Source organism: Edwardsiella sp. A.80236 (assembly GCF_044540725.1).
Taxonomy (GTDB): Bacteria; Pseudomonadota; Gammaproteobacteria; order Enterobacterales; family Enterobacteriaceae; genus Edwardsiella; species Edwardsiella tarda.
The window spans coordinates 78,517-103,186 of record NZ_JBIUCY010000008.1; the positions used below are offsets into that span (position 1 = coordinate 78,517).

The window sequence follows — 24,670 nt, forward strand, 5'->3', positions numbered from 1 at the left end:
GCGCTATGGCGATTTCCGTATCGCTTAACGATCCGGTTAATACCGGCTCATCCGTCAACGCCAGCAGTAAGAATGGGTTGGTGGCGGATAACAGTCAGGATCTACAGAATAACTTCTTGACGTTACTGGTAGCGCAACTGCGCAACCAAGATCCGACCAACCCGTTGCAGAACAACGAGCTGACTACCCAGTTGGCGCAGATCAGTACGGTGAGCGGCATCGAAAAACTGAACACCACCCTGGGCAGCATCTCCGGCCAGATCAACAGCAACCAGTCGCTGCAAGCCTCTAGCCTGATTGGTCACGGCGTGATGATCCCGGGGAAAACGATTCTGACGGGGAAAGGCGAGGGGGAAGGAAAGGTCAGTACCACCCCCTTCGGTTTCGAGCTGGAGAGCGGCGCTCAGAGCGTGGTGGTCACCATTACCGATAACACCGGCAAGGTGGTCAAGCAGATCGATATGGGGAGCCACAACGCCGGTGTCTTCAGCTACACCTGGGATGGCAAGGGCGAGGATGGTGTTGAGGTGCCGGACGGCGCCTATAACTTCAGCGTCAGTGCCAGTAATCAGGGGCAGCAGGTGGTGGTGCAGCCGTTGCATTTCGCCATGGTTAATGGGGTCACCCAAAGCAGCAAAGGCGCATTGCTGGAGCTGGGGCTGGCGGGGACGGCCACACTGGCGGATGTCCGCCAGATCTTGTAATCGCGGCCGGACGAGCCGGCCTTTACTGAACTTAGAGACAGGATTTTACTATGGGATTCTCTCAGGCAATCAGCGGCATGAACGCCGCCTCTAGCCAACTGGATGTCATCGGCAACAACATCGCCAACTCGCAGACCGTGGGCTTCAAATCAGGCTCCGTGACCTTCGCCGACATGTTTGCCGGCTCCAAGGTGGGCTTAGGGGTGACCGTCGCCAGCGTAAACCAAGACTTTAAAGATGGTACCACCACCACCACCAACCGTGGTTTGGATGTCGCCATCAGCGGCCAGGGCTTCTTCCGTATGCAAGATCCCAACGGTAGCGTCTACTACACCCGTAACGGTCAATTTTCCAAGGATGCCAAGGGATTCCTGACCAACGCCCAGGGGATGTACCTGACCGGTTATCCGGCCTCCGGCACACCGCCGACCATTCAGCAGGGTGCCGATCCGGTACCGATCCAGATCCCGACCGGGCTGATGCCGGCTAAGTCCACGACTCAGGGCAGCATGGTGCTTAACCTGAACTCGGCGAATAAGGCGATCGACAGTAAAACATCACCGTTCGATCCCAACAAGGTCGACACGTACACTTACGCCACCTCGATGACCACCTACGATTCGCTGGGCAACGTCCACAATATGAATCTCTACTTCGTCAAAGGGGAATCCACCCCTGGGGCTACACCGGAGACTTCATGGCATGTCTATGCGGTAGATAGCGCGGCACCGGCTACCGATAAGCCGCAGGATGTCGGCTCGCTGACCTTCGACGCCAACGGTAACCTGATCAAGGGTGACAAGCAAACGATCCAGATGGTCGCCAGCAACGGCGCGCCGAAACAGACCTTCACCCTCGACTTTACCGGTACCCGCCAGCAGAACACCGGTAAAGATGGCGTGACCTCCAAGACGCAGGATGGCTACAAGGCGGGTGAATTGACCGGCTACCAGATCAACGACGACGGCACCATCACCGGTAGCTACACCAACCAGCAGAAACAGCTGCTGGGGCAGATCGTGATGGCCAACTTCGCCGCGCCGGAAGGGCTGGTCTCCGAAGGCAATAACGTCTGGAGCGAGAGCGCCAAGTCTGGCCAGCCGATCGTCGGTACCTCCGGGACCAGCGGCTTGGGCAACCTGACCAGCGGCGCGGTCGAGGCCTCGAACGTCGATCTGAGCAAGCAGTTGGTCGACATGATCGTCGCCCAGCGTAACTACCAATCTAACGCCCAGACCATCAAGACGCAGGATCAGATCCTGCAGACGCTGGTTAATCTGCGTTAATTCCGCTTGACGACCGCCCGTATCGCGGGCGGCATGACGAGACGAGTTAAATGGATCACGCGATTTATACCGCGATGGGGGCTGCCAGCCAGACGCTGAATCAGCAGGCCATCGCGGCCAACAACATGGCCAACTCCACCACGCCAGGCTTCCGTGCCCAGCTGGCGGCGTTGCGCGCCGTGCCGGTCGATGGCGAGTCGCTGGAGACCCGTACCCTGGTTACCGCCTCGACGCCGATGCACGATCTGAGTATGGGCAAGCTGGACTATACCGAGCGCCCATTAGACGTCGCATTGCAGCAAGACGGCTGGCTCGCCGTGCAGATGCCTGACGGCTCCGAGGCTTACACCCGTAACGGTAGCCTGCAGATTAACCCGCAGGGGATGCTGACTGCGCAGGGGCACCTGGTGATGGGCGACAACGGCCCGATCGCCGTGCCCGATCGGGCGCAGTTGACCATCGCCGCCGACGGCACCATCACCGCACTGGGGGCGGGCGATAAGCCGAATGCCACCACCCAGATCGGCCGTCTGAAGCTGGTTAAAGCCAGCGCTCAGGAGGTGGTGCATGGCGACGATGGCCTGTTTCATCTGACGCCGGAGGCCGAGCAACAGCGCGGCGCCCAGTTGCCGCTGGATCCGACGCTGAAGGTGATGCCGGGCGTGTTGGAAGGCAGTAACGTCCAACCGGTCGAGGCGATGGTGAACATGATCACTAACGCCCGCCGTTTTGAGATGCAGATGAAGGTCATCCGCAGCGTGGATGACAACGAACAGAAAGCCAATCAGCTGTTATCACTGAGCTAACAGCGCGGGAGTTATCATGATCCGATCACTATACATCGCCAAGACCGGGCTGGAAGCCCAGCAAACCAACATGGACGTGATCGCCAACAACCTGGCCAACGTCAGCACCAACGGATTTAAGCGCCAGCGGGCGGTGTTTGAGGACCTGCTGTATCAGACCCTGCGTCAGCCGGGCGCCCAGTCCTCCGAGCAAACCACCCTGCCTTCCGGCTTGCAGCTGGGGACCGGTGTTCGTCCGGTCGCCACCGAGCGCCTGCACAGCCAGGGGAACCTGTCACAGACCAACAATAGTAAGGATGTGGCGATCAAGGGGCAGGGTTTCTTCCAAGTCACCCTGCCAGACGGCAGCCAGGCCTATACCCGCGATGGTTCGTTCCAGGTTGACCAGAACGGCCAGCTGGTGACCGCCAGCGGTTTTCAGGTCTCTCCGGCGATCACCATTCCGGCCAACGCTACCAGCATGACCATCGGTCGCGATGGCATCGTCAGCGTCACCGTACAGGGACAGGCGGCGGCGCAGCAGGTCGGTCAGCTGACGCTGAGCACCTTTATTAACGATGCCGGTCTGGAGAGTGTGGGTGAGAACCTCTACCAAGAGACCGACAGCTCCGGTGCCCCGACAGAGAGCACCCCAGGGCTGAATGGCGCGGGTTTGCTGTACCAGGGCTATGTCGAGACCTCTAACGTCAACGTGGCCGAAGAGCTGGTCAACATGATCCAGACTCAACGCGCCTATGAAATCAACAGTAAGGCGATCAGCACCTCCGATCAGATGCTTCAGCGTCTGACGCAGCTGTAATGTGCGGCCGACCCCGAGTGTGGGGTCGGCGTGCGCCAGCGCCAGAGGTAGCGTAAATCGACGTTAATGGCAGAAAAAGGCAGAAAAACGATGCAAAGACATTCGGGAATCGCGCTGTTATGTGCGCTGGCGTTGTCGGGCTGCGCCTATATTCCCCACGACCAGGTGGTGACCGGGCCGACGACTGCCACGCCGGCACCGGCGACGCCGCCTCGTGCCAATGGCTCCATCTTCCAAGGCGTACAGCCGATGAACTACGGCTATCAGCCGCTGTTTGAGGATCGCCGCCCGCGTAATATCGGTGACATCCTGACCATCGTATTGCAGGAGAATGTCAGCGCCAGTAAGAGCTCCTCGGCGAATGCCAGCCGTAATGGCGGCTCGAAGTTCGACTTCGCCACCGTGCCGCGCTATCTGGAAGGGTTATTCGGCAACGCGCGCGCCAACATGGAGGTCAACGGCGAGAACCAGTTCAACGGTAAAGGGGGCGCCAACGCCAACAACACCTTTAGCGGAACCATCACCGTCACCGTGGCCGATGTCCTGTCCAACGGCAACCTGAAGGTGGTCGGTGAGAAGCAGATCGCCATCAACCAAGGCACCGAATATATCCGCTTCTCCGGCGTCGTCAATCCGCGCACCATCAGTGGCAACAACTCGGTGCCATCGACGCAGGTGGCCGATGCTCGCATCGAATATGTCGGCAGCGGCTATATCAATGAGGCTCAGAACATGGGCTGGATGCAGCGTTTCTTCCTCAATCTCTCCCCCTATTAATAGGTATTTGGCTATGGGTAACGTTAGACAATCCCCGCGCTGGCGTCGCGCCAGCGTTTGGCTCGGCGGCCTGTTACTGGCGCTCGGGCTGGTGAGCCAGGGCGCGTGGGCTGAGCGTATTCGCGATCTCACCTCCATCCAGGGCGTGCGTAATAACGCCCTGATCGGCTACGGCCTGGTGGTCGGGCTGGATGGTACCGGCGACCAGACCATGCAGACGCCGTTTACCACGCAGAGCCTCAACAACATGTTGTCGCAGCTGGGGATCACCGTGCCTGCTGGCACCAACATGCAGTTGAAGAACGTGGCGGCGGTGATGGTCACCGCCAATCTGCCCCCCTTCGCCAAGCCGGGGCAGGCCATCGATGTGGTGGTCTCCTCGATGGGTAATGCTAAGAGCCTGCGCGGCGGGACACTGTTGATGACCCCGCTGAAAGGGGTCGACAACCAGGTGTATGCCTTAGCGCAGGGCAACGTGCTGGTCGGTGGGGCCGGGGCTTCGGCCGGCGGCAGCAGCGTACAGGTGAATCAGTTGTCGGGGGGACGTATCAGCGGCGGTGCCACTATCGAACGCGCGGTACCGACCACCTTCGGCAACGGTAACGTCATTAACCTGGAGCTGAACAACGAGGACTTCTCTCTGGCGCAGCGTATCAGCGATGCGATTAACCGCGCCAACGGCTTGGGGGCTGCCACGCCGCTGGATGCCCGTACCGTGCAGGTACTGGTGCCGCAGGGCGGGAGCAATCAGGTGCGCGTCTTGGCGAACATCCAGAATATCGAGGTTAATGTCGGCACCTTCGACGCCAAGGTGATCATCAACTCGCGTACCGGCTCGGTGGTGATGAACCGCAACGTCGAACTGGATTCGTGCGCCGTCGCTCAGGGAAGCCTGTCGGTGGTGGTCGATCGCCAGATGAACGTCAGTCAACCGAATACACCGTTTGCTGGCGGTCAGACAGTAGTGACGCCGAATACGCAGATCTCGGTCAATCAGGGTGGCGGCTCGCTGCATCAGGTTCGGGCAGGCGCCAACCTAAATAGTGTGGTGCGTGCGTTGAACGCCTTGGGTGCGACGCCGAACGATCTGATGTCGATCCTGCAAGCGATGCAGAGCGCAGGCTGCTTGCGCGCCAAGTTGGAGATCATCTAATGGCCGACGATAGCCTGGCGTTTAGCAGCGCCGCCTACGATGCGCAGGCGCTTAACTCGCTGAAATACAGTGCAGCCAGTGGTTCCGATAAGGCGCTACGCGAGACGGCGCGTCAGATGGAGGGCATGTTTCTCCAGATGATGCTGAAGAGCATGCGCCAGGCGACGCCGCAGGAGGGGCTGCTCGACAGCGAGCAGAGTCGTCTCTATACCTCGCTGTACGACCAGCAGGTCGCCCAGGAGATGGCGGCGGGGAAGGGGATGGGGATCGCCGATATGCTGTATAAGCAGATGCGTGGCGCCCATCATCCCCAGTCGGCGATCCCGGACAGCGTGGGCGTCGCGCCGATGGCGCTGGATGGGGAAACGATCAACAGCATGCCGGTACGGGCATTGGAGCAGGTGATGCGCCGCGCCATGCCCCGTATTCCGCAGACTGGCTCGGCCTTGCCATTGCCTAACAGCAATGGTGAGTTTATGGCCCAACTGAGCCTACCGGCACAGTTGGCCAGTCGGCAGAGCGGGATCCCGCATCAGCTGATCATGGCACAGGCCGCATTGGAGTCGGGGTGGGGGCAGCGTGAGATCCCGATGGCGCACGGCGGACGCAGCTATAACCTGTTCGGCATCAAGGCGGGCAAGAATTGGGAAGGGCCGACGACCGAGGTGACGACCACCGAGTATGAGAATGGGGTCGCGGTGAAGACCCGTGCCCGTTTCCGGGTGTATGGCTCTTACTTTGAGGCGATCAACGACTATATCGGCCTGCTGACGAACAATCCACGTTATGCCGCAGTGGTGAACGCCGATACCCCAGAGCAGGCGGCTCATGCCTTGCAGCGTGCCGGTTACGCGACCGATCCGCATTACGCCAATAAGCTGGTTCAGCTGATCGGCCAGATCAAACAGGCTGGCCAGCGGGTCGTTCAAGCCTATACCCACGATCTGGCCAACTTGTTTTGATTTATTTTTCACCGCATGGAGCGTGTGCTGCGGCGCGCGTCTCCGGCGCTGAATGTGGCGGTTACCCGGGATGAGTGCCACAAAAAAGATTCAAGTTTTTTCTCCCCCTGCCGATACAAAAAATAATAGTAAAAGCCCGCCGGTCCTGGCGGCAGGCTTTTTTAGCGCATAGGAAACCGCATGGCCAACTTAATTAATAACGCAATGAGCGGATTGAACGCCGCGCAGACGGCGCTGGCTGTCACCAGCAATAACATCAACCACGTATACACTGCCGGTTATAATCGCCAGAGCGTCAGCTTCGCCGAAAATAATGGCACCAGCACCCCGGCCGGTTTTATCGGCAACGGCGTGGTGGTCAGCGGGATTAACCGCGAATATAACCAGTTTATCGTGAATCAGCTGCGTCAGGGGCAGAGTACATTGGCGACGACGGCGACCTATCATCAACAGATCTCACAGATTGATGATCTGTTGGCGGATAGCACTAACAGTTTGTCTGCCAACATGCAGAATTTCTTTAAAAATCTGCAGAACCTGGTCAGTTATCCGAGCGACTCTGCCGCGCGCCAGACGGTGATATCCAACGCGAATGGCCTGACGGCTCAATTTAAGACCACCGATGCCTATCTGCGTAATCTGGAAAGCAACACGAACCTGACGGTGAGTAATAGCGCCGAGCAGATCAACGATTATGCCAAGCAGATCGCGAGTCTGAATAACCGCATCTCCGAACTGACGGGCGCCAGCGGCGGCACCGCCCCCAACGATCTCTTGGATCAACGCGACCAGATGGCCAGCGAGCTGAATCAGATCATTGATGTCGATATCAGCATGCAGGATGGGGCGATGAACATCTCCTTTGCCGGTGGTCTCTCTCTGGTGCAAGGGGGGGATGCCTATGGTGTGAAGGCGGTGCCTTCCAGCAGTGATCCGTCTCGTACCACACTGGCTTATGATCGGGGTAATGGTCTGAGCGAAGTGCCGGAAGCGCGCATCCGTGGCGGCAGCCTGGCGGGTGTCTACCGTTTCCGCAGCGAGGCGCTAGATAACACCCGCAACCAGTTGGGGCAGATTGCGCTGAGCATGGCGCATGCCTTTAATCAGGTGCAGGCCGAAGGGGTGGATCTCAACGGCGAGAAGGGCGGTGATCTGTTCGGTTTCGCGCAACCGGAAAGCCTGGCCAATGGCAATAACACCTCTAAGGCTTCACTGTCGGCCAGCTACGAGGACATCGACAAGGTGCAGGCCACCGATTACCGCGTCGACTTTAAGGATGGTAAGTGGAACATCACCCGTCTGGCCGATGGTAGTCAGCAGACGGTGACCCCAGAGAAGGATGGCAGCGACACGGTGCTGAAGTTCGATGGGCTGAAGGTCAAGATTAACGATACGCCGGCAGAGAACGACAGCTTCAAGCTGCGTACTACCTCCACCGTAGTCAGCGGCTTCGATGTCAAGATTAGCGATCCGGCCAAGATCGCTGCTGGCACCAAGGCGGATGAGGTCGGTGACAATACCAACGCGCAAAAGATGTTGGATTTGCAAAATAAAAAGCTGGTCGGTGGTAAGGCGACGCTGAGCGGCGCCTATGCCGGTCTGGTGGGTACCGTCGGTAACCAGACCAATAGCTCCAAGGTTGACAACAAGGCGCAGGAGAACGTGGTGAAGCAGTTGACCAAGGCGCAGCAGTCAGTCTCTGGGGTGAACCTGGACGAGGAGTATGGCAATCTGGTGCGTTTTCAGCAGTATTACATGGCGAACTCGCAGGTGATTCAGACGGCCACGACGATGTTTAATGCGTTGCTGAGTATTCGATAAGGGAGCACTGCGCCATGCGTTTAAGTACTAGCATGATCTATCAACAGAATATGAATGGCGTTCTCGATGCGCAGTCCGAGTGGCAACGCATCGGTGCACAGATGGATAGCGGTAAAAGGGTTATCGTCCCGTCGGACGATCCGCTGGCCGCCTCTCAGCTGGTTGGGCTGAATCAGGCCAAGTCGATGAATGAGCAGTATGGTATGGCTCGAGGTTATGCCCGCCAGAGTACCTCGATGGAAGAGAGTGTGCTGCAACAGGTGACTAACGTCATGCAGAACGCCACGCCGGTGTTGGTCGATGGGATGTCCTCCGGTACCAAGAGTGACGACGACCGTGCGGCGATCGCCACACAGCTGGAGAGCATGCGCGATCAGCTGATTAACCTGGCAAACAGCACCGACGGTAACGGGCGTTATATCTTTGCCGGTTATAAGAGCGATACGCCCCCTTTCGCTAAGAATGCTACGGGGGGCGTGGCCTACAGTGGCGGTGACAAGGCATTGACCCAGCAGGTGGATGCGGCGCGTACCATGACCGTGAGCCACACGGGTAAACAAGTGTTTCTGAGCGCCTCCAGCAATCCGATCAAAGAGCCGGATGGCTCGGTGCAGAACGATATTTTCGCCTCCTTGCAGAAGGCGATCGATGCGCTGAAGACGCCGCTGGCGGGGGCGGATGACGCCACCAAGCAGAAGGTGGATGATGACTTGAATTCCGCCAACCGTGGCTTGCGTAACTCACTGAATAACGTCTCGCAGGTACGGGCAGAGCTGGGTACCCAGTTGAATGAGTTGGACTCACTGGATGCGATCGGCGATGAAAACGCGATCACCTATAAGACGCGCATCAGTAACGTGCAGGATGTGGACTGGACCCAGGCGGCTACCGAGTATGCGTTACGCCAAGTCTCGCTACAGGCCTCGTATAAGGTCTTCTCCGATATGCAAGGGATGTCGCTGTTCCAGATGGCGCGCTAAGCATCTCCATCACTGAATTTGCTCTTTGACGCGGCCTTCGGGCCGCTTTTTTTTTTGCCGGTGATTCGTCTTGGGGGAGGGAAAAGGGCGGGGACGATCACAGCACACTCTCTCTGAGACGCGGCCGCAATAGGCTGAGACGTTGTCACATGTTGTTACATCGCTGCCTTGGGTATAACGGATGAGGTTTATTTATCCCCTTAAGGAGCACTTCTCATGTCGACACTCTATTCGCGCCTGGCGCACCAACAGGCGCTCGCCGCCACGCTTTGTCGTCTGGCTATCGCCTTAGTCTTTCTCTGGATCGGTCTGTTGAAGTTTATCCCCTATGAGGCCGACAGCATCGTCCCCTTTGTCGCCAATAGCCCGTTCATGTCCTTCTTCTATAACGATCCCACTCACTATGCCTCGTTTATGAATCACGAAGGTGAGCTGATCGAGGCGAACCGTGCCTGGCATCAGGCCAACAATACCTACGGCTACTCCAGCGGATTGGGGGTGATCGAGGTACTGTTTAGCCTATTGATCCTGGCGCACTACATTTCGCCCCGCATCGGCTTCTGGGGGGCGACGCTCGCCTTCCTGACCCCCTTCGTCACCCTGACGTTCTTGATCTTTACCCCGGAAACCTGGGTGCATGGCGCCGACGCGCATACCGGCTTCCCCTATCTCTCTGGTGCCGGACGACTGGTGCTGAAGGATGTGATCATGCTGGCTGCGGCCTTTGTGGCCATGGTGCATTCGGCCCACTGCATCGTCGCATCCTCCCGAACACGCCAGGCGCACCTGCGCGCTTCGGCATGAGGTAACGCCCCAACGGCGGGGCAAGTGAGTTCATTATGGCTTATCACAACAAGGAAATCGTATGAATCAGAAGACAGCAGCGCAGTCGGAACAGCCTATCACACGGCGTGCCGCGATGGGGAAAGGGGTTAGGTTGGCGGTCGCCGGAGTGGGGCTCGCGGCCGTGGGATCGACGATGGCACAAGCCGCCAGCGGTGCTAAGCGCCAGGCCGATCCCTATGCGGAGCCGAAGGCATATGGCTTGCCGCGTCCGGGGGTCAACCTACAGAAATCCCAGGTGGCGCTGGTGGTCGTCGATCCTCAGGTCGATTTCCTGAGCCCTCAGGGCGTCGGCTGGGCCGTGTTGCAGGAGAGTGTGACGGAGAATAATACCGTCGCGCATCTGGAGGCGCTGTTTCGCCAGGCTAAGCGCCAGGGGATCGTGGTGGCCGTCTCCCCCCACTACTACTATCCCTACGATCATCAGTGGTTGTTTGGCGGGCCGGGCGAGCACTTTATGCATAATACTCATATGTTCGACCGTAAGGGGCCGTTGACGCTGGAGGGATTCAACGACTCGGGGGCCGATTTCATGCCGCAATTTAAGCCCTATATCCTGGATGGTGAGACCATCATCGCCTCGCCGCACAAGATCTTCGGTCCGGAGAGTAACGATCTGGTGCTTCAGTTACGCAAGCGCGGGATCTCGCAGATCCTGCTGGCAGGGATGGCGGCTAACTTGTGTATCGAATCGCATCTGCGTGAGTTGGTGGAGCAGGGGTTCGAGGTGGTGGTGGTGAAAGATGCGACCGCCGGGCCGCGCGCCCCGGAGGGGGACGGCTATCAGGCAGCCTTGATTAACTACCGTTTCATCGCCAACGATCTGTGGACGACGGCGGAAACGCTCCAACGTATGGCGGCCCTGGGGTAATGACGCCCGGCGAGGCCGTTAAACCACCGGAATAAAAAACGGCGGGCCGCCCATGGGCTCCCGCCGTATGTGGCATCGCCGCGCTTACTTCAATACGGCGACGATAGCCTCGCACAGCGGCGCCATGTTGTCTGGCGTCATGCCTGCGACGTTGACGCGGCCAGAGTTGACGGCGTAAACCGCGAACTCCTCGCGTAGGCGACCGACTTGCTCTTTGCTCAAGCCGCTGAAGGAGAACATGCCATTCTGCTGGGTGATAAAGCTAAAGTCCTGCTCGGCCCCCTTCTCTTGCAGGGTATTCACGAACAGTTGGCGCATGCGCTGGATGCGTTGGCGCATGTCGGTCAGCTCTTGTTCCCACATGGTGCGTAGCGCGTCGTTGCCTAGGATGGTGGCAACGATGGCGCCACCGTGTGCCGGAGGGTTGGAGTAGTTGGCCCGGATCACCGCCTTGATCTGGCTGAAGGCATTGGCGGCGCTGCCGCTGTCGGCGGCGATCAGGGTACAGGCCCCGACACGTTCGTTGTACAGGCCGAAGTTCTTCGAATAGGAGCTGCAGACGATCAGCTCATCGTGGCGTGCCGCAAAGATACGCAGCCCCAGGGCATCCTCTTCCAGGCCGTTAGCGAAACCTTGGTAGGCGAAGTCGAACAGCGGCAACCAACCGTTGCAGCGTGACTGCTCGGCCAGCATCTCCCACTGCTCGGCGGTCGGATCAATGCCGGTGGGATTATGGCAGCAGCCATGGAACAGGACCACATCGCCAGGCTGCGCCTGAGACAGGCTCTCTTGCAGCGCGGCGAAGTCCAGGCAATGGTTGGCGGCGTCGTAATAGGCATACTCGCACACCTCGAGTCCGGCGGCGGCGAAGACACTCTTATGGTTCGGCCAGCTGGGATTGCTGACCCAGACACGCTTGGCTGGCGTTTTCTTGGCGAGAAAGTCGGCGGCGACACGTAGCGCGCCGGTACCGCCAGGCGTCTGGGCGGCGTGCGCCCGGTTAGCTAAGAGAATCGGGTTCTCCTGACCTAACAACAGCTCCAGCGTCCGCTGACCGAAGGCGGCGATACCATCGATGCTCAGGTAGTTTTTGCTGGTTTCATGTTCCAGTAGGTATTGCTCAGCCTTTTTCACGCTGGTCAGTACCGGGGTATTGCCACTTTCGTCTTTGTAGACGCCGATGCCCAGGTTGATTTTGTGCGGGCGCGCATCGGCGCGAAACAGGTCGGCCAGCCCCAGGATTGGATCGGCGGGTGCAGCAGGGATGTTTTCAAACATGCGAGAGCTTCCATGTGTCCAGTTAAGCCAGTGAAGCGACAGATTACCGCTATGGACAATCCTTGCCAACCGTTTGGCTGAAAAAGACGATAAAGTGGCGAGTAAGGGGCAGATGGCGGAATTAATGCTGTAAAAACAATTGGCAACGGCGGAGATTCGCAGAGATGTCACCATAAAAAAGCAGGGCCGAAGCCCTGCTCTTGACGCTCTTACACAGCCTGAGGCTGCGTCGAGATTAGAACTGGTAGATCATACCAACGCCAACGATGTTGTCGGTGCTGATACCGTTCTTTTTGTAGAACTCGTCGTTGCCATCCAGCAGGTTGATCTTGTAGTCAACGTAGGCGGACATGTTCTTGTTGAAGTAGTAGTAGGAGCCCAGATCCAGGTATTTAACCAGATCTTTGTCTACGTTAGCAGCAGTACCCAGCTGCTTGCCCTTAGACTGCAGGTAGGCGATGGACGGACGCAGGCCGAAGTCGAACTGGTACTGAGCCACGGCTTCGAAGTTCTGGGTCTTGTTAGCGATACCACCGTTACCGTACGGGGTCATGTTCAGGGTTTCGGCGTACATGGCGGCTACGTAGACGTTGTTAGCGTCATACTTCAGACCGGTGGTCCAAGCCTGAGCCTTATCACCGCCAGCGATGTTATCTTGTTTCACACCAGCTACATTAACACCTTTCTTCTGATCCAGAGTACGGTTAGAAGAAGAGAAGGCCGCCGCGGCGCTTACGCCCCAGCCCAGGTCGTAGGAGGCAGACATACCGAAGCCGTCGCCATTCTGCTTGGACAGGCCGTCACGGCCGTTGTTGCTCTCGTCGGTGTTGCCGTTTTTACCCTGGTACTGCAGGGCGACATTCAGGCCGTCAACCAGGCCGAAGAAGCCGTTGTTACGGTAGGTCAGGACGCCGTTGGTACGGCCGTTCATGAAGTTGTCGGTGTAGGTGTAGGAGTCACCACCGAAGACCGGCAGCACGTCGGTCCAAGCTTCGACGTCGTAGACTACGCCGTAGTTACGGCCGTAATCCAGGGAGCCGAACTCAGCAAATTTCAGACCGGCGAAGCCCAGACGGGTCTTGTTGCCTTCCTGGCCGATCAGCGGGTTGCTGCTTTCAGAGTTGTTAGCCTGGAAGTTGTATTCCCACTGGCCGTAACCGGTCAGTTCGCTGTTGATCTGGGTTTCACCTTTGAAGCCAAAGCGGGCATAGGTAGCATCGCCGTCTTCAGACTTGTCAGAGCTGAATACGTGACGGGCGTCGACTTTACCGTACAGGCTAACTTTGTTGCCGTCTTTGTTGTACATCTCGGCCGCGTTGGCCGCGCCAGCAACCAGCAGAGCCGGGATTACCACTGCAAGAATATTGCGTTTCATCATTGTTACCCTCATTGGTTTTATTTTTTTGACACCTGCCACTGCCTAATTTGATCCCGTTGGGATTTTTTTAACCCTCAGCGGAACTAAGCTAGAGAGTATGGTGTCTTCCTGTGTCTGGATGGCAGTGTTCCATCCACACCGATGATAATCCATAGGCAAAATGATACAAATATCTTATAGCAGTAACATAATGAAATAATGTGTATCAAAATGTAAAAATTAGGGAACTTTGTGACAGAGGTCTAAGTTTAAAAAAGCGGGGGTCAGCTAAGCTGACCCCCGCTTTTGTTAGTGAATCGTAACGCGCCGATGGCGTGTTAGATCAAAATGTTGCGTTGCGTGGTGTGCGTGGGAACGGGATCACGTCGCGTACGTTCTGCACCCCAGTGACATAGGCGACCAGACGTTCGAAGCCGAGGCCGAAACCGGAGTGTGGTACGGTGCCGTAGCGGCGCAGATCGCGGTACCACCAGTAATCCTCTTTCTTCAGCCCCATCTCATCCAGACGCTTGTCCAGCATATCCAGACGCTCTTCACGCTGGGAGCCCCCGATGATCTCACCGATCCCCGGCGCCAACACGTCCATCGCGGCGACGGTCTTACCGTCTTCGTTTAGACGCATATAGAAGGCTTTGATGTCTTTCGGATAGTTTTTCACCACCACCGGCGCCTTAAAGTGCTGCTCGGCCAGGTAGCGCTCATGCTCGGAGGAGAGATCGACGCCCCAGAACACCGGGTTTTCGAACTGCTTACCACAGCTTTCCAGGATGGTAATCGCATCCGTGTAGTCGACCTGGGCGAAGTCGGAGGTGATAAAGCGCTGTAGGCGCTCGACCGCATCTTTGTCGACACGCTGGGCGAAGAAGGCCATGTCGTCGGCGCGCTCTTCCAGCACTGCCTTAAACACATATTTCAGCATCCCTTCGGCCACGCCGGCGATGGCGTCCAGATCGGCGAAAGCGACTTCCGGCTCAACCATCCAGAACTCGGCCAGGTGACGGCTGGTGTTGGAGTTTTCGGCGCGGAAAGTCGGACCGAAGGTATACACCTTGGAGAGCGCACAGGCGTAAGTTTCCCCGTTCAGCTGACCCGATACCGTCAGGAAAGCCTCGCGGCCGAAGAAGTCTTCGTTGTAGTCCACCTTGCCGGCGGCATCGCGTGGCAGGTTTTCCATATCCAGGGTAGAGACACGGAACATCTCGCCGGCGCCTTCGGTATCGGAGGCGGTGATCAGCGGGGTAGAGACCCAGAAGTAGCCGTTCTCATGAAAATAGCGATGGATAGCCTGCGCCAGGGTGTGGCGCACGCGGGCGACGGCTCCGATCAGGTTGGTGCGCGGACGCAGGTGAGCGACTTCACGCAGGTATTCGATGCTGTGGCGCTTAGCCGCCATCGGGTAGGTATCCGGATCTTCGACCCAGCCGACCACGCGGATGCCTGTCGCTTGCAGCTCGAAACTCTGCCCCTCGCCCGGCGAGGCCACGACGCGACCGCTGACTTCCACCGAGCAGCCGGTGGTCAGGCGCAGCACTTCATCTTCATAATTCGGCAGAGAATTATTCACGACGGCCTGTAACGGATCAAAGCAGGAGCCGTCATAGACGGCGAGGAAGGAGATACCAGCTTTAGAATCTCTCCGGGTACGTACCCAGCCACGAACGGTGACCTCAGTGTCTACCGCCACGCGGCCTTGCAGTACGTCGACTACAGGCACTACGCTCATAGATTTCTCTCTTTATAATGATCTTGATTGACAAATAACCTTGCCCCCTCATCGATCAAGGGCATGATGCTATGTTACTTGTCATGCAAACAGACACAAGCGGAATTAAGCCCCGTTGAGGTAACTTTTTCGTGTCATTGCCCCTAATTATGGGGTGAGTGGGGGGAAAACCGGTGCCACACCGCATGGCATCGCACCGGATAAGGGATCAGCTGGCGCGTTTGACCAGCGGCAGATCGAAGGCTTTGCGCAGCGCCTTGACGAAGGCGGCATCCTGGCAGATGGTCTTACCCGGACTATCGGAGAGCTTGGCGACCGGTTTGCCGTTGCATTCCACCAGTTTGATGACGATGTTTAGCGGCCGTACTCCGGGCAGATCACAGGTCAGGTGAGTTCCGATGCCAAAGCTGAGGCGAATACGGCCATGGAAGTGGCGGTAGAGCGCCAAAGCCTTCGGCAGATCCAGACTATCGGAGAAGACCAGCACCTTGTCGCGCGGATCGATACCCAACGTCTCATAATGGGCGATGGCCTTCTCGCCCCAGGCGATCGGATCTCCCGAATCGTGGCGTAGCCCCTGGTAGTGGCCGGCGAACTGGCTACCAAAGTCGCGCAGGAAGGCATCCATGGTGATGCAGTCGGTCAGGGCGATCCCTAGTTGATCGGGGTACTCATCCAGCCAAGATTGCAGCGCCGCGCGCTGGCTGTTGGCCAGTACCGGGCAGATCTGTTGGTGAGCCTGGAACCATTCATGCGCCTGGGTGCCTAACGGCGCCAACCCCATTTGTTTGGCAAATAGGTAGTTGCTGGTGCCGCTCAGGTAGGGGAACTCCTGCTGTAGGGTCGTCAGGATGGCCTGATGCACCGCCCGCGAGAAGCGGCGCCGGGTGCCAAAGTCCATCAGGCGAAAGCCGCTGAGATCGACATCGCTGCTCAACTGACGGAACGACGCTAAACGGCGCTGTAGCTGTGCGATGGCGATCTGTGGGGTGATGTGCGGGGAGCGATGGCGATGTACCACCTCGCTGATCACCGCCAGTAGCGGCACCTCCCACAGGATCACCTCGCGCCAGGGGCCACTGATGCGGATCGTTAACCGACCGCCCTCGTTACGGATGACGACCTGTGTCGGGTCGAGTCGCAGGGTACGCAGCCAATCGAGGTAGTCACGCTGGAAGAAGGGCAGGGCCGCCAGATAGTCATACTCATCCTGGCTCAGGGTCAACTGCCCCATCAGTTTGACCTGGCTGGCTATCTCGTCGGCATATTCCCCCAGCAGTTCGTCGCCACGGCAGCGAAACTCCGCCGCCACGCTGACATTGCGGTAACGGTGGAACACCGCCTGTTGCATATGCAGTTTATAGGCGTCGGTGTCCAGCAGCGAAGTGATAATCGGGGAGACATCTTGAGTCATGGCGCGTTACTGCATCCTCGTCAGGGATTATTGACAAAAGTCGAAGGAGTATACCTAGTTTATGCGCAGAATGAACCGATAATCTACGCAAACGGTGGCCGATAGGTCGCGGATTGGGCGCCGGTCCGACGCCGCGAGCCGGGAAAAATCCAGGCCTCTCTCTGCCGTTACGGGCGAGGCGCGTACGCACCATAGCACTCTGAGCGTGTTATCCCGCCGCGTGCGGCTATATAGTATGGAACAATCCCATCGCACAAGATATGCTGCGACAATAAGGGGTGTGGCGCCGCGTAGCACGGTGTCCGCACAGATCGCGTAGGTGGCGGGGAGGCATCCCGTCTCGACGGGTCGCGCACCCACCCGCCCACTGCCGCCCAGCCAAAGAGAGCCAACAAGGGTAGCTATGACTCAACAACCACAGGCGAAGTATCGCCGCGATTATCAAGCGCCGGATTACACCATCACCGATCTGGATTTAGACTTTGTCCTCGACGCCGACCTCACCACGGTGACGGCGATCAGCCAGGTTCGACTGCTGGGTAGCCCGGGTGCACCGCTGGTGCTGGATGGCGAGGCGCTGACCCTGCGCTCGCTGGCCGTGGATGGTTTGCCGTGGAGCGACTACCGGATTGAGGGTAATCAGCTGATCATTCAAGGGGTACCATCCCAGTTTACCCTGACCATCGTCAACGAGATCTACCCGGCGCAGAACAGCGCCCTAGAGGGGCTCTACCAGTCCGGCGAGGCGCTATGCACCCAGTGCGAGGCCGAGGGGTTCCGCCACATTACCTACTATTTGGATCGTCCCGATGTCCTGGCCCGTTTCCGTACCCGCATCGTGGCGGATAAGGCGCGCTATCCTTATCTACTCTCTAACGGTAACCGGATCGAGCAGGGCGAGCTGGCGGATGGCCGCCATTGGGTACAGTGGGAAGATCCGTTCCCCAAACCCTGTTATCTGTTCGCGCTGGTGGCCGGTGACTTCGATCGGCTGAGCGATACCTTTATTACCCGTAGCGGGCGCAGCGTCGCGCTGGAGCTGTATGTCGATCGCGGTAACCTCGATCGTGCCGAGTGGGCGATGACCTCGCTGAAGAACGCCATGCGTTGGGACGAACAGCGCTTCGGCCTGGAGTACGATCTGGATATCTACATGGTCGTGGCGGTGGATTTCTTTAATATGGGGGCGATGGAGAACAAGGGGTTGAACATCTTCAACGCCAAGTTCGTGCTGGCCAAGGCGCAGACCGCGACCGACAAAGATTACCTGAATATTGAATCGGTGATCGGCCATGAATACTTCCATAACTGGACCGGGAACCGCGTGACCTGCCGTGACTGGTTCCAACTGAGCCTCAAAGAGGGGCTGACGGTGTTCCGCGACCAGGAGTTCAGCTCTGACTTAGGCTCACGGGCGGTCAACCGCATCGACAACGTGCGCGTACTACGCGGCGCCCAGTTCGCCGAGGACGCCAGTCCGATGGCACACCCGATCCGGCCGGAGAAGGTCATCGAGATGAACAACTTCTATACCCTAACGGTGTATGAGAAGGGGGCCGAGGTGATCCGTATGCTGCATACCCTGCTGGGCGAAGAGAAGTTCCAGGCCGGGATGCGCCTCTACTTTGCGCGTCATGACGGCAGCGCCGCCACCTGCGATGACTTTGTCCAGGCGATGGAAGACGCCTCGGGCATCGATCTGACGCTGTTCCGTCGTTGGTATAGCCAATCCGGTACGCCGCTGTTGACGGTACGCGACGAATACGACGCCGAACGGCGCCAGTATCGCCTGTATGTCACCCAGAGCACACCGGCGACGGCCGATCAGGCCGATAAGCAACCACTGCACATCCCGCTGGACATCGAACTGTACGATGCCGATGGCCAGGTGATCCCCTTGATGATGGATGGGCAGGCGGTCGGCAACGTCTTGAGCGTGACCGAGGCGGAGCAGAGTTTTGCCTTTGATAATGTGCCGCAGGCGCCGACGCCGTCGCTACTGCGTGAGTTCTCCGCGCCGGTACGTCTGGAATATCCCTACAGCGATCAGCAGCTGACGTTCCTGATGCAGCATGCCCGCAACGACTTTGCGCGTTGGGATGCGGCACAGATGCTGTTGGCCAAGTATGTGCGTCTGAATGTCTCTCGTAGCCAGCAGGGACAGCCATTGTCGTTGCCCGAGCATGTGGTGACGGCCTTCGGCAACGTGTTACGCGACGAGCAGCGCGATCCGGCGTTACGCGCCCAGATCCTGACGTTACCCTCCGAGGTGGAGATGGCCGAGCTGTTCAGCCTGATCGATCCCGAGGCCATCGCTCAGGTCCATCAGGCGATGACCCGTCTGCTGGCGCAACAGTTGGCCGGGGAGTGGTTGGCGGCCTACCATCAGAACGCGACGCCGCTCTACCGTATCGAGCATGGCGATATCGCCAAGCGCGCGCTGCGCAATGTCTGCCTGCGTTATTTGGCCTTCGGGCCCGATGTGGCGCAGGCGGATGCCTTGGTCAGCGCGCAGTATCACCAAGCCGACAACATGACCGATGCGCTCGGCGCGCTGTCGGCGGCGATGGCGGCACAATTGCCGTGCCGTGCTGCGTTGATGGATGAGTTCGATCAGCGCTGGCATCAGGATGGGCTGGTGATGGACAAGTGGTTTACCCTGCAGGCGACCGCCCCGGATGATGACGTTCTGGATCGTGTGCGTCAGTTGTTACACCACCGCGCCTTTACCTTAAGCAACCCGAACCGGACGCGTGCGCTGGTCGGTGCCTTTGCCCAGTTGAACCCGCGTGCCTTCCACGCTCCCGACGGCTCCGGTTATGCCTTCCTGACGGCGATCTTGAGTGACTTGAATCGCCGTAACCCACAGGTCGCCGCTCGCATGGTGGATCCGTTGATCCGTTTGAAACGTTACGACGAGGGGCGCCAAGCGCTGATGCGTAAACAGTTGGAGACGTTGTTGGCATTGGATAACCTCTCTGGCGATCTGTATGAGAAGATCACCCGGGCGTTGGAGTCCTGATCGTGGGATGACCGCCCTATCTCTACCGGCTCTCTGGGCCGGTATTTTTTTGCCTGCGCCCCGGGCGGGGTGGCGTGGCCCGGCCTAGCGTGTTTTATCAGGAGGTGAGGAATGGTAATTACAGGAATCGATCACGTGGTGATCACCGTGGAGGATGTCGAGCAGACGCTGGCCTTCTATGTCGATGGGTTAGGCATGACGTTGGATCGGCGCAACGATCGTCTAGCGCTGACCTTCGGTAATCAGAAGATCAATATCCACCGCCGCAAGGCGGAGTTTACCCCGGCCGCGCGTCAGGTGACCTACGGTAGCTTGGACATTTGCCTGTTGGCGCAGGGGGATATTCAGCAGATTAAGCGGGAGCTGGAGGCGCGTGGGTTGACGATTGAGTTGGGGGTGGTGCCGCGTACCGGCGCCTGCGGGCCGATCGATAGCCTATATCTGCGCGATCCGGACGGTAATCTGGTCGAGATTAGCGTCTATCGAACGGTGTGAGGGAGACGTCGGACTTTCGCCATCATGCCCGCGACTCGGCGCCGCAGGCCCCCCTCGGGGGCTCTGTGCTATTTCTATTCTTGCCTTCTATTCTTGCCGACATAGCGCGTCACCGGCGCTGCGCGCGCCGCTGGCCCCTATCCAATCATACGATTCGGCCAGGCTGAGCCAGGGTGTGACACGCCCGGTGGGCGCTGTGGCGTGTCGTCTCGTGACGGCATGAGTCGGGGCGGCGTTAAGGTTAGCGCCCAGGTAACCACGCCTTCTCCATGATTGATGACTAACGGTGTGACACAGAAGTTGGTGATCGGTCGGCGGCCGTGGTTACTTCGCTCGGCGTGATTGTCTCGCGAAGTAAGGGCGCCTGATATCGTTCCCGTTAATATGGTAATCAGGATAATGATCGAGGCGGCGATTAGCCGCGTGCTAACCCTACCGGGCGGGGGGTAAAACGTTTGCCTTTGTCGGCCTATTTTGTCTTTAATCAATTCCAATTCGTCGCGACTTACCCGATAATAGCGCCCCGTTTGGCAACGGGAATCAGGAGATCTCATGTTCTACCCTTTTATCAGGAAGGCACTCTTTCAACTCGATCCGGAACGTGCGCACGAGTTTACCTTTAAGCAACTGCATCGTATCAGTGGTACGCCGCTCCTCGGCCTGGTGCGCCAGTCCGTGCCGAGTAAACCGGTCAGCTGCATGGGATTGTCCTTCAAGAATCCGCTCGGATTGGCCGCAGGGTTGGACAAGGATGGCGAATGCATCGATGCGTTGGGCGCCATGGGATTCGGATCTATCGAGGTGGGGACCGTCACGCCGCGTCCGCAACCGGGTAACGAGAAGCCGCGTCTCTTCCGTATCGTCGAGGCGGAAGGGTTAATTAACCGCATGGGCTTTAACAACCTGGGCGTCGATAATTTGATCGAGAACGTCAAAAAATCCCATTTCGGTGGCGTGCTCGGCATCAATATCGGTAAGAATAAAGATACGCCGGTAGAGCAGGGTAAGGATGATTATCTGATCTGTATGGATAAGGTTTATTCCTATGCCGGTTATATCGCGGTCAATATCTCTTCACCGAATACGCCGGGGTTGCGTACCCTGCAATATGGTGAGGCCTTGGATGATTTGCTGGCCGCGATTAAAAATAAGCAGGCAGAATTACAGCAGAAGCATGCCAAGTATGTTCCGCTGGCGGTAAAAATCGCGCCCGATCTCAGTCATGAAGAGTTGGTGCAGGTGGCCGATAGCCTGGTACGTCACGGTATCGATGGGGTGATCGCGACCAACACGACGCTGGATCGCTCGCTGGTCGCCGGTCTCAATCATTGTGCTCAAAGCGGGGGCTTGAGTGGTCGTCCCTTGCAATTAAAGAGCACCGAAATTATTCGCCTGCTCTCCGCCGAATTACAGGGTCGCCTGCCGATTATCGGTGTTGGTGGTATTGATTCGGTCATTGCCGCGCGGGAAAAAATGCAAGCGGGTGCCTCGCTGGTGCAGATTTATTCCGGATTTATCTTCAAAGGGCCGGGTCTCGTTAAAGAGATCGTTAACTACATTTAACGCGTTATCCCTTCCTATTTAGCCCGTGACTTTATTTCTGTCGCGGGCTAGTCTATATTTCAAACAATCCGTTGTTTATTTATGCAGGTGTTGAGCCGATGGCTGACGGTAACGTGACATCATTCGCCAGGATCGTTATGTTGCCAGGGAGTTTATGGCTAGGGGGAGTCACACATGAATATAAAGCCCGGGGATCGCTGGCGTTGGTTCTTTGATCAACAACACGATCGTCTGATGCTGGATTTGGCGAATGGCATGGTTTTTCGCTCCCGTTTTCCTGCCAAGATGTTGACGCCGGATGCGTTCGATGTCAGCACCTTTTGTCTCGATGATGTCGCCAGTTATTATCACTTTATTGAACGTTGTCAGGCGTGTGACCTGGAGGCTTCACTGCATGTCGAACTGGTGCTCAACGCCCTGGTCGCGCAACGCTTTCTCAAACCGTTGATGCCGAAGAGCTGGTACTTTACTTGCCAGCCGGGGTGCTATGCGCCATCACTCGGTGAACTGGTTGCCGTTCAACTGCAGGATGGGAGTGGCTGGGGGCGTTTGTTGGTGGTCGACCCGGGTGAGCACGCTAGCCTATGTTTACTGGCGCAGCCACAGCTGGTGTTGGCGGGCAAGACACAGCGATTAGGCGAGGCGATTAAGGTGATGCACGATCGCCTGCTGCCGCTGCATCATGCGCCTCAGGCCGCCGCCTGCGATACGTTAGCTTACGCCGGGTAAGCGCCTTTCCTCTGGGTACGACTTGTCCTTTTCTCGGGCCACATCCCTTTAGGTAATAATCCTAAATTCCTGCTATTACCTGCCAAATCGTACTTTATTTAGACGAATATCCGGTGTTAGGCCCCAAGGCTAGGATTGTTCGTGTTATCATGCGCTCCATGGCAAACGTCACGATCATCAAGGGAGGTTGATATGTTTGACGCGTCAGGGAAATTCCCGTCAGCGCTAAGGAAAACGCTGATTGCAGTGACCACGGTGTCATTGCTGACTTTTTCAACGGCTTCGTTAGCCGGCCCGAGCCGCACCACTAAAGGGGCGTTACTGGGGGCGACCGCCGGCCTATTGTCCGGTAATGGTGTTAACGGTGTGCTTAAAGGCGCGGCGTTGGGTGCCGGTGTCGGCGCCATCAGTGAAAAAGGGCATAAAGGCAAGAAAGCCCGTAAAGGGGCAACCATTGGGGCGACCGTCGGCGCCGTCGCCGGCGTATTGTCCGGCAACGGCATAGAGGGCGCCATCAAAGGGGCTGTCGTCGGCGGTGCTGGCGGCGCGATCATCGGCCGGATCCAATAAAACAGAAGGAATTGCATGTGAAAAAGGTATTGTTCTTAGTTTCTGCTCTGGCTGCAGCGCCGACCGTATGGGCTCAATCTTACGACATTAAATCCGGTTTACCGGCCGAAGTGTACATGACTTGCGCCGATGCCGGCGAGTTGGCTAAGACCGACAGCGCCGGGGTGGCCGAGGTTGTTGCGATCATGGGTAACGCCAGCGTTGAGAGCCGTGGGCTGAAGATCGCTAAGACTGCCGACACCGATAAGGCCGTCATCGATAAACTGAATCAGGTGTGTGCGGCCGATCCGCAGATGCTGCTGATTACGGCGATCGATGACACCATGCGTGCCATCGCGCAGAAATAAGGCTGACTGAGTCGCGACGACGCGGCGGTTAGTGGGGGCTCGACGATCGACGCGATGCCCAATGAAAAAAGCCAGCGTTTACGCTGGCTTTTTGTTTGAGGGGCCATCGTGCGGGATAGGTAAATCCATGCGCGCGGCTCTCGTTTAGTGTTTCCGTCTCCGTGCCGTCCTGGCTCTTTTATTCTGCGGGGGGACGCCGGTATTCGCGTTGGCTTCCTTCTCTTCCTCCTCCTCTTTGCCGCATAGCGGCGCCAGTTTGGGAAAGTCGCTAACGATACGGGCGATAAACACCAGAGAGTAAATATACCCCAGGAGCACTACCAAAATGGTCGCGTTACGCGCTGGCCAGGAGACGGCCACAATATCGCCATAACCGACGGTTAGAATACTGATGAAAGAGTAATAGAACAGATCATTAAACATCTGCTGCTGATCGCCACCGATCCCCTTAAACGAACCGGGATGTAACACCTCGATGCTCGAGAAGATAAACAGGCCGATATAGCCAATTAGCAGAAAACCGCTGAGGGCGGCCAGCAATACCTCGATATCGACGCGGGTGGCGAGAATGACTTTACGTACCACGGCGATGGTGACCAGGGTGAAGAAATACAGATATAACATTTTTCCCAACACGACAAAGGGGACCGAGTGGGGGAAGAAGATAAATATAACAATATTGACAATAATCGGTACCGTGACGAACTTACGATAACGGCGTAATACGACGTTAAAACCGGCGATCCCTTGTAGTGTCAGGCAGATTAGCGACTTGATCTGTAGATCGCCGATGTTGGGGATAAGATTGATAAAAAATACGCCGATGAGCGAGGCAAATAGCCAGCCGAATTGATGCTGCTCGGCTTTGACGCGCAATGGAATATGGTGACGCTGGGGTTTCGTCCCGTGCATGATAACCCACCTTGCCAGGAGTCTGATGAAGAGGCAGCACGCCTCGATGCGGCCGGGCATTTAAGCATAGCCGTGGCTGGGGAAGTTAACAAAAATTGCCGCCGTCGTCGCTCGCTCCCTTGATTGAGGGGGAAAATATGTAAAAAAACGCGCTAGGGATGGCATGGTGGCGGGGAAAAGTGGAAAATGTCGGGTTTATTCTCACCGTTATCGTTTTGCTCAGTCTCTTCGGCGCTG

The 24,670-nt window shown here is 57.6% G+C and carries 22 protein-coding genes; 17 read left to right on the forward strand and 5 right to left on the reverse strand.

Going from position 1 to position 24,670, the window contains the following annotated elements:
- Positions 1–5 precede the first annotated feature (5 nt).
- The 11 genes from flgD (at position 6) to ACEQFP_RS08885 (ending at position 11,002) form a co-directional block, all read left to right on the forward strand.
- The gene (flgD, locus tag ACEQFP_RS08835; protein WP_005284301.1) at positions 6–704 is read left to right on the forward strand and encodes a flagellar hook assembly protein FlgD; all 699 of its coding nucleotides are present in this window, start codon (positions 6–8) and stop codon (positions 702–704) included.
- Between the two features lie 50 nt (positions 705–754).
- The gene (gene flgE, locus ACEQFP_RS08840; protein WP_370555175.1) at positions 755–1,990 is read left to right on the forward strand and encodes a flagellar hook protein FlgE; all 1,236 of its coding nucleotides are present in this window, start codon (positions 755–757) and stop codon (positions 1,988–1,990) included.
- Between the two features lie 50 nt (positions 1,991–2,040).
- Positions 2,041–2,796, forward strand: a complete 756-nt coding sequence (locus tag ACEQFP_RS08845; RefSeq protein ID WP_005284306.1) for a flagellar basal body rod protein FlgF — start codon at positions 2,041–2,043, stop codon at positions 2,794–2,796.
- A 16-nt stretch (positions 2,797–2,812) separates the two neighbouring features.
- Complete coding sequence (flgG, locus tag ACEQFP_RS08850; RefSeq protein WP_005284308.1) at positions 2,813–3,595, forward strand: flagellar basal-body rod protein FlgG; 783 nt, start codon at positions 2,813–2,815, stop codon at positions 3,593–3,595.
- A 90-nt stretch (positions 3,596–3,685) separates the two neighbouring features.
- Positions 3,686–4,372 carry a flagellar basal body L-ring protein FlgH gene (gene flgH, locus ACEQFP_RS08855; RefSeq protein ID WP_005292842.1) on the forward strand — a complete coding sequence of 229 codons (687 nt, stop codon included), beginning with the start codon at positions 3,686–3,688 and terminating at the stop codon, positions 4,370–4,372.
- A gap of 13 nt (positions 4,373–4,385) precedes the next feature.
- Entirely contained in the window at positions 4,386–5,525 is a 1,140-nt protein-coding gene (locus ACEQFP_RS08860) for a flagellar basal body P-ring protein FlgI (protein ID WP_005292845.1), read from the forward strand.
- The gene (gene flgJ, locus ACEQFP_RS08865; protein ID WP_035600413.1) at positions 5,525–6,487 is read left to right on the forward strand and encodes a flagellar assembly peptidoglycan hydrolase FlgJ; all 963 of its coding nucleotides are present in this window, start codon (positions 5,525–5,527) and stop codon (positions 6,485–6,487) included. Before ACEQFP_RS08860 ends, flgJ begins: the two co-directional genes overlap by 1 nt.
- A gap of 180 nt (positions 6,488–6,667) precedes the next feature.
- Positions 6,668–8,308: a flagellar hook-associated protein FlgK gene (gene flgK, locus ACEQFP_RS08870; protein ID WP_098143314.1), complete on the forward strand. Its 1,641-nt coding sequence runs from the start codon at positions 6,668–6,670 to the stop codon at positions 8,306–8,308.
- A 14-nt stretch (positions 8,309–8,322) separates the two neighbouring features.
- Positions 8,323–9,288, forward strand: coding sequence for a flagellar hook-associated protein FlgL (gene flgL, locus ACEQFP_RS08875; protein ID WP_370546854.1), 966 nt, complete (start codon positions 8,323–8,325; stop codon positions 9,286–9,288).
- A 216-nt stretch (positions 9,289–9,504) separates the two neighbouring features.
- Positions 9,505–10,092 carry a reactive chlorine resistance membrane protein RclC gene (gene rclC, locus ACEQFP_RS08880; protein WP_005284333.1) on the forward strand — a complete coding sequence of 196 codons (588 nt, stop codon included), beginning with the start codon at positions 9,505–9,507 and terminating at the stop codon, positions 10,090–10,092.
- Between the two features lie 61 nt (positions 10,093–10,153).
- Positions 10,154–11,002 carry a cysteine hydrolase family protein gene (locus tag ACEQFP_RS08885; protein ID WP_005284336.1) on the forward strand — a complete coding sequence of 283 codons (849 nt, stop codon included), beginning with the start codon at positions 10,154–10,156 and terminating at the stop codon, positions 11,000–11,002.
- Between the two features lie 84 nt (positions 11,003–11,086).
- Here ACEQFP_RS08885 and ACEQFP_RS08890 read toward each other — a convergent pair whose 3' ends face one another.
- The 4 genes from ACEQFP_RS08890 to pncB all read right to left on the reverse strand — a co-directional run bounded on the left by ACEQFP_RS08890 (position 11,087) and on the right by pncB (position 16,795).
- Positions 11,087–12,280 (reverse strand): amino acid aminotransferase, encoded by a 1,194-nt coding sequence (locus tag ACEQFP_RS08890; RefSeq protein ID WP_005284340.1) that lies wholly within the window; start codon positions 12,278–12,280, stop codon positions 11,087–11,089.
- 235 nt (positions 12,281–12,515) lie between these two features.
- Positions 12,516–13,658, reverse strand: a complete 1,143-nt coding sequence (ompC, locus tag ACEQFP_RS08895; protein ID WP_272494251.1) for a porin OmpC — start codon at positions 13,656–13,658, stop codon at positions 12,516–12,518.
- A gap of 322 nt (positions 13,659–13,980) precedes the next feature.
- Positions 13,981–15,381, reverse strand: coding sequence for an asparagine--tRNA ligase (gene asnS, locus ACEQFP_RS08900; protein ID WP_005284344.1), 1,401 nt, complete (start codon positions 15,379–15,381; stop codon positions 13,981–13,983).
- A gap of 208 nt (positions 15,382–15,589) precedes the next feature.
- Positions 15,590–16,795, reverse strand: a complete 1,206-nt coding sequence (gene pncB / locus ACEQFP_RS08905; RefSeq protein WP_109579469.1) for a nicotinate phosphoribosyltransferase — start codon at positions 16,793–16,795, stop codon at positions 15,590–15,592.
- A gap of 403 nt (positions 16,796–17,198) precedes the next feature.
- Between pncB and pepN the strand changes: the two genes are divergently transcribed.
- The 6 genes from pepN to ACEQFP_RS08935 all read left to right on the forward strand — a co-directional run bounded on the left by pepN (position 17,199) and on the right by ACEQFP_RS08935 (position 23,521).
- The gene (pepN, locus tag ACEQFP_RS08910) at positions 17,199–19,817 is read left to right on the forward strand and encodes an aminopeptidase N (RefSeq protein ID WP_109610281.1); all 2,619 of its coding nucleotides are present in this window, start codon (positions 17,199–17,201) and stop codon (positions 19,815–19,817) included.
- Positions 19,818–19,928: 111 nt separating this feature from the next.
- Positions 19,929–20,312 carry a VOC family protein gene (locus ACEQFP_RS08915; RefSeq protein ID WP_109610280.1) on the forward strand — a complete coding sequence of 128 codons (384 nt, stop codon included), beginning with the start codon at positions 19,929–19,931 and terminating at the stop codon, positions 20,310–20,312.
- A gap of 552 nt (positions 20,313–20,864) precedes the next feature.
- Entirely contained in the window at positions 20,865–21,875 is a 1,011-nt protein-coding gene (gene pyrD / locus ACEQFP_RS08920) for a quinone-dependent dihydroorotate dehydrogenase (RefSeq protein ID WP_205438410.1), read from the forward strand.
- Between the two features lie 174 nt (positions 21,876–22,049).
- Entirely contained in the window at positions 22,050–22,604 is a 555-nt protein-coding gene (locus tag ACEQFP_RS08925; protein ID WP_370545913.1) for a cell division protein ZapC, read from the forward strand.
- 192 nt (positions 22,605–22,796) lie between these two features.
- Positions 22,797–23,174: a glycine zipper family protein gene (locus ACEQFP_RS08930; RefSeq protein ID WP_005284364.1), complete on the forward strand. Its 378-nt coding sequence runs from the start codon at positions 22,797–22,799 to the stop codon at positions 23,172–23,174.
- Positions 23,175–23,191: 17 nt separating this feature from the next.
- Complete coding sequence (locus ACEQFP_RS08935) at positions 23,192–23,521, forward strand: YmgD family protein (protein ID WP_005284368.1); 330 nt, start codon at positions 23,192–23,194, stop codon at positions 23,519–23,521.
- Between the two features lie 144 nt (positions 23,522–23,665).
- Here ACEQFP_RS08935 and ACEQFP_RS08940 read toward each other — a convergent pair whose 3' ends face one another.
- Positions 23,666–24,433 carry a potassium channel family protein gene (locus ACEQFP_RS08940; RefSeq protein ID WP_370545912.1) on the reverse strand — a complete coding sequence of 256 codons (768 nt, stop codon included), beginning with the start codon at positions 24,431–24,433 and terminating at the stop codon, positions 23,666–23,668.
- Between the last annotated feature and the right edge of the window lie 237 nt (positions 24,434–24,670).

Coding starts and splice junctions, on each gene's coding strand:
- flgD (WP_005284301.1), top strand. CDS start 6: ATGGCGATTTCCGTATCGCTTAACGATCCGGTTAATACCGGCTCATCC.
- asnS (WP_005284344.1), bottom strand. CDS start 15,381: ATGAGCGTAGTGCCTGTAGTCGACGTACTGCAAGGCCGCGTGGCGGTA.
- ACEQFP_RS08930 (WP_005284364.1), top strand. CDS start 22,797: ATGTTTGACGCGTCAGGGAAATTCCCGTCAGCGCTAAGGAAAACGCTG.
- pepN (WP_109610281.1), top strand. CDS start 17,199: ATGACTCAACAACCACAGGCGAAGTATCGCCGCGATTATCAAGCGCCG.
- ompC (WP_272494251.1), bottom strand. CDS start 13,658: ATGATGAAACGCAATATTCTTGCAGTGGTAATCCCGGCTCTGCTGGTT.
- flgE (WP_370555175.1), top strand. CDS start 755: ATGGGATTCTCTCAGGCAATCAGCGGCATGAACGCCGCCTCTAGCCAA.
- ACEQFP_RS08925 (WP_370545913.1), top strand. CDS start 22,050: ATGAATATAAAGCCCGGGGATCGCTGGCGTTGGTTCTTTGATCAACAA.
- rclC (WP_005284333.1), top strand. CDS start 9,505: ATGTCGACACTCTATTCGCGCCTGGCGCACCAACAGGCGCTCGCCGCC.
- ACEQFP_RS08915 (WP_109610280.1), top strand. CDS start 19,929: ATGGTAATTACAGGAATCGATCACGTGGTGATCACCGTGGAGGATGTC.
- ACEQFP_RS08890 (WP_005284340.1), bottom strand. CDS start 12,280: ATGTTTGAAAACATCCCTGCTGCACCCGCCGATCCAATCCTGGGGCTG.
- flgK (WP_098143314.1), top strand. CDS start 6,668: ATGGCCAACTTAATTAATAACGCAATGAGCGGATTGAACGCCGCGCAG.
- ACEQFP_RS08845 (WP_005284306.1), top strand. CDS start 2,041: ATGGATCACGCGATTTATACCGCGATGGGGGCTGCCAGCCAGACGCTG.
- ACEQFP_RS08885 (WP_005284336.1), top strand. CDS start 10,154: ATGAATCAGAAGACAGCAGCGCAGTCGGAACAGCCTATCACACGGCGT.
- ACEQFP_RS08940 (WP_370545912.1), bottom strand. CDS start 24,433: ATGCACGGGACGAAACCCCAGCGTCACCATATTCCATTGCGCGTCAAA.
- ACEQFP_RS08860 (WP_005292845.1), top strand. CDS start 4,386: ATGGGTAACGTTAGACAATCCCCGCGCTGGCGTCGCGCCAGCGTTTGG.
- pyrD (WP_205438410.1), top strand. CDS start 20,865: ATGTTCTACCCTTTTATCAGGAAGGCACTCTTTCAACTCGATCCGGAA.
- flgH (WP_005292842.1), top strand. CDS start 3,686: ATGCAAAGACATTCGGGAATCGCGCTGTTATGTGCGCTGGCGTTGTCG.
- flgL (WP_370546854.1), top strand. CDS start 8,323: ATGCGTTTAAGTACTAGCATGATCTATCAACAGAATATGAATGGCGTT.
- pncB (WP_109579469.1), bottom strand. CDS start 16,795: ATGACTCAAGATGTCTCCCCGATTATCACTTCGCTGCTGGACACCGAC.
- flgJ (WP_035600413.1), top strand. CDS start 5,525: ATGGCCGACGATAGCCTGGCGTTTAGCAGCGCCGCCTACGATGCGCAG.
- flgG (WP_005284308.1), top strand. CDS start 2,813: ATGATCCGATCACTATACATCGCCAAGACCGGGCTGGAAGCCCAGCAA.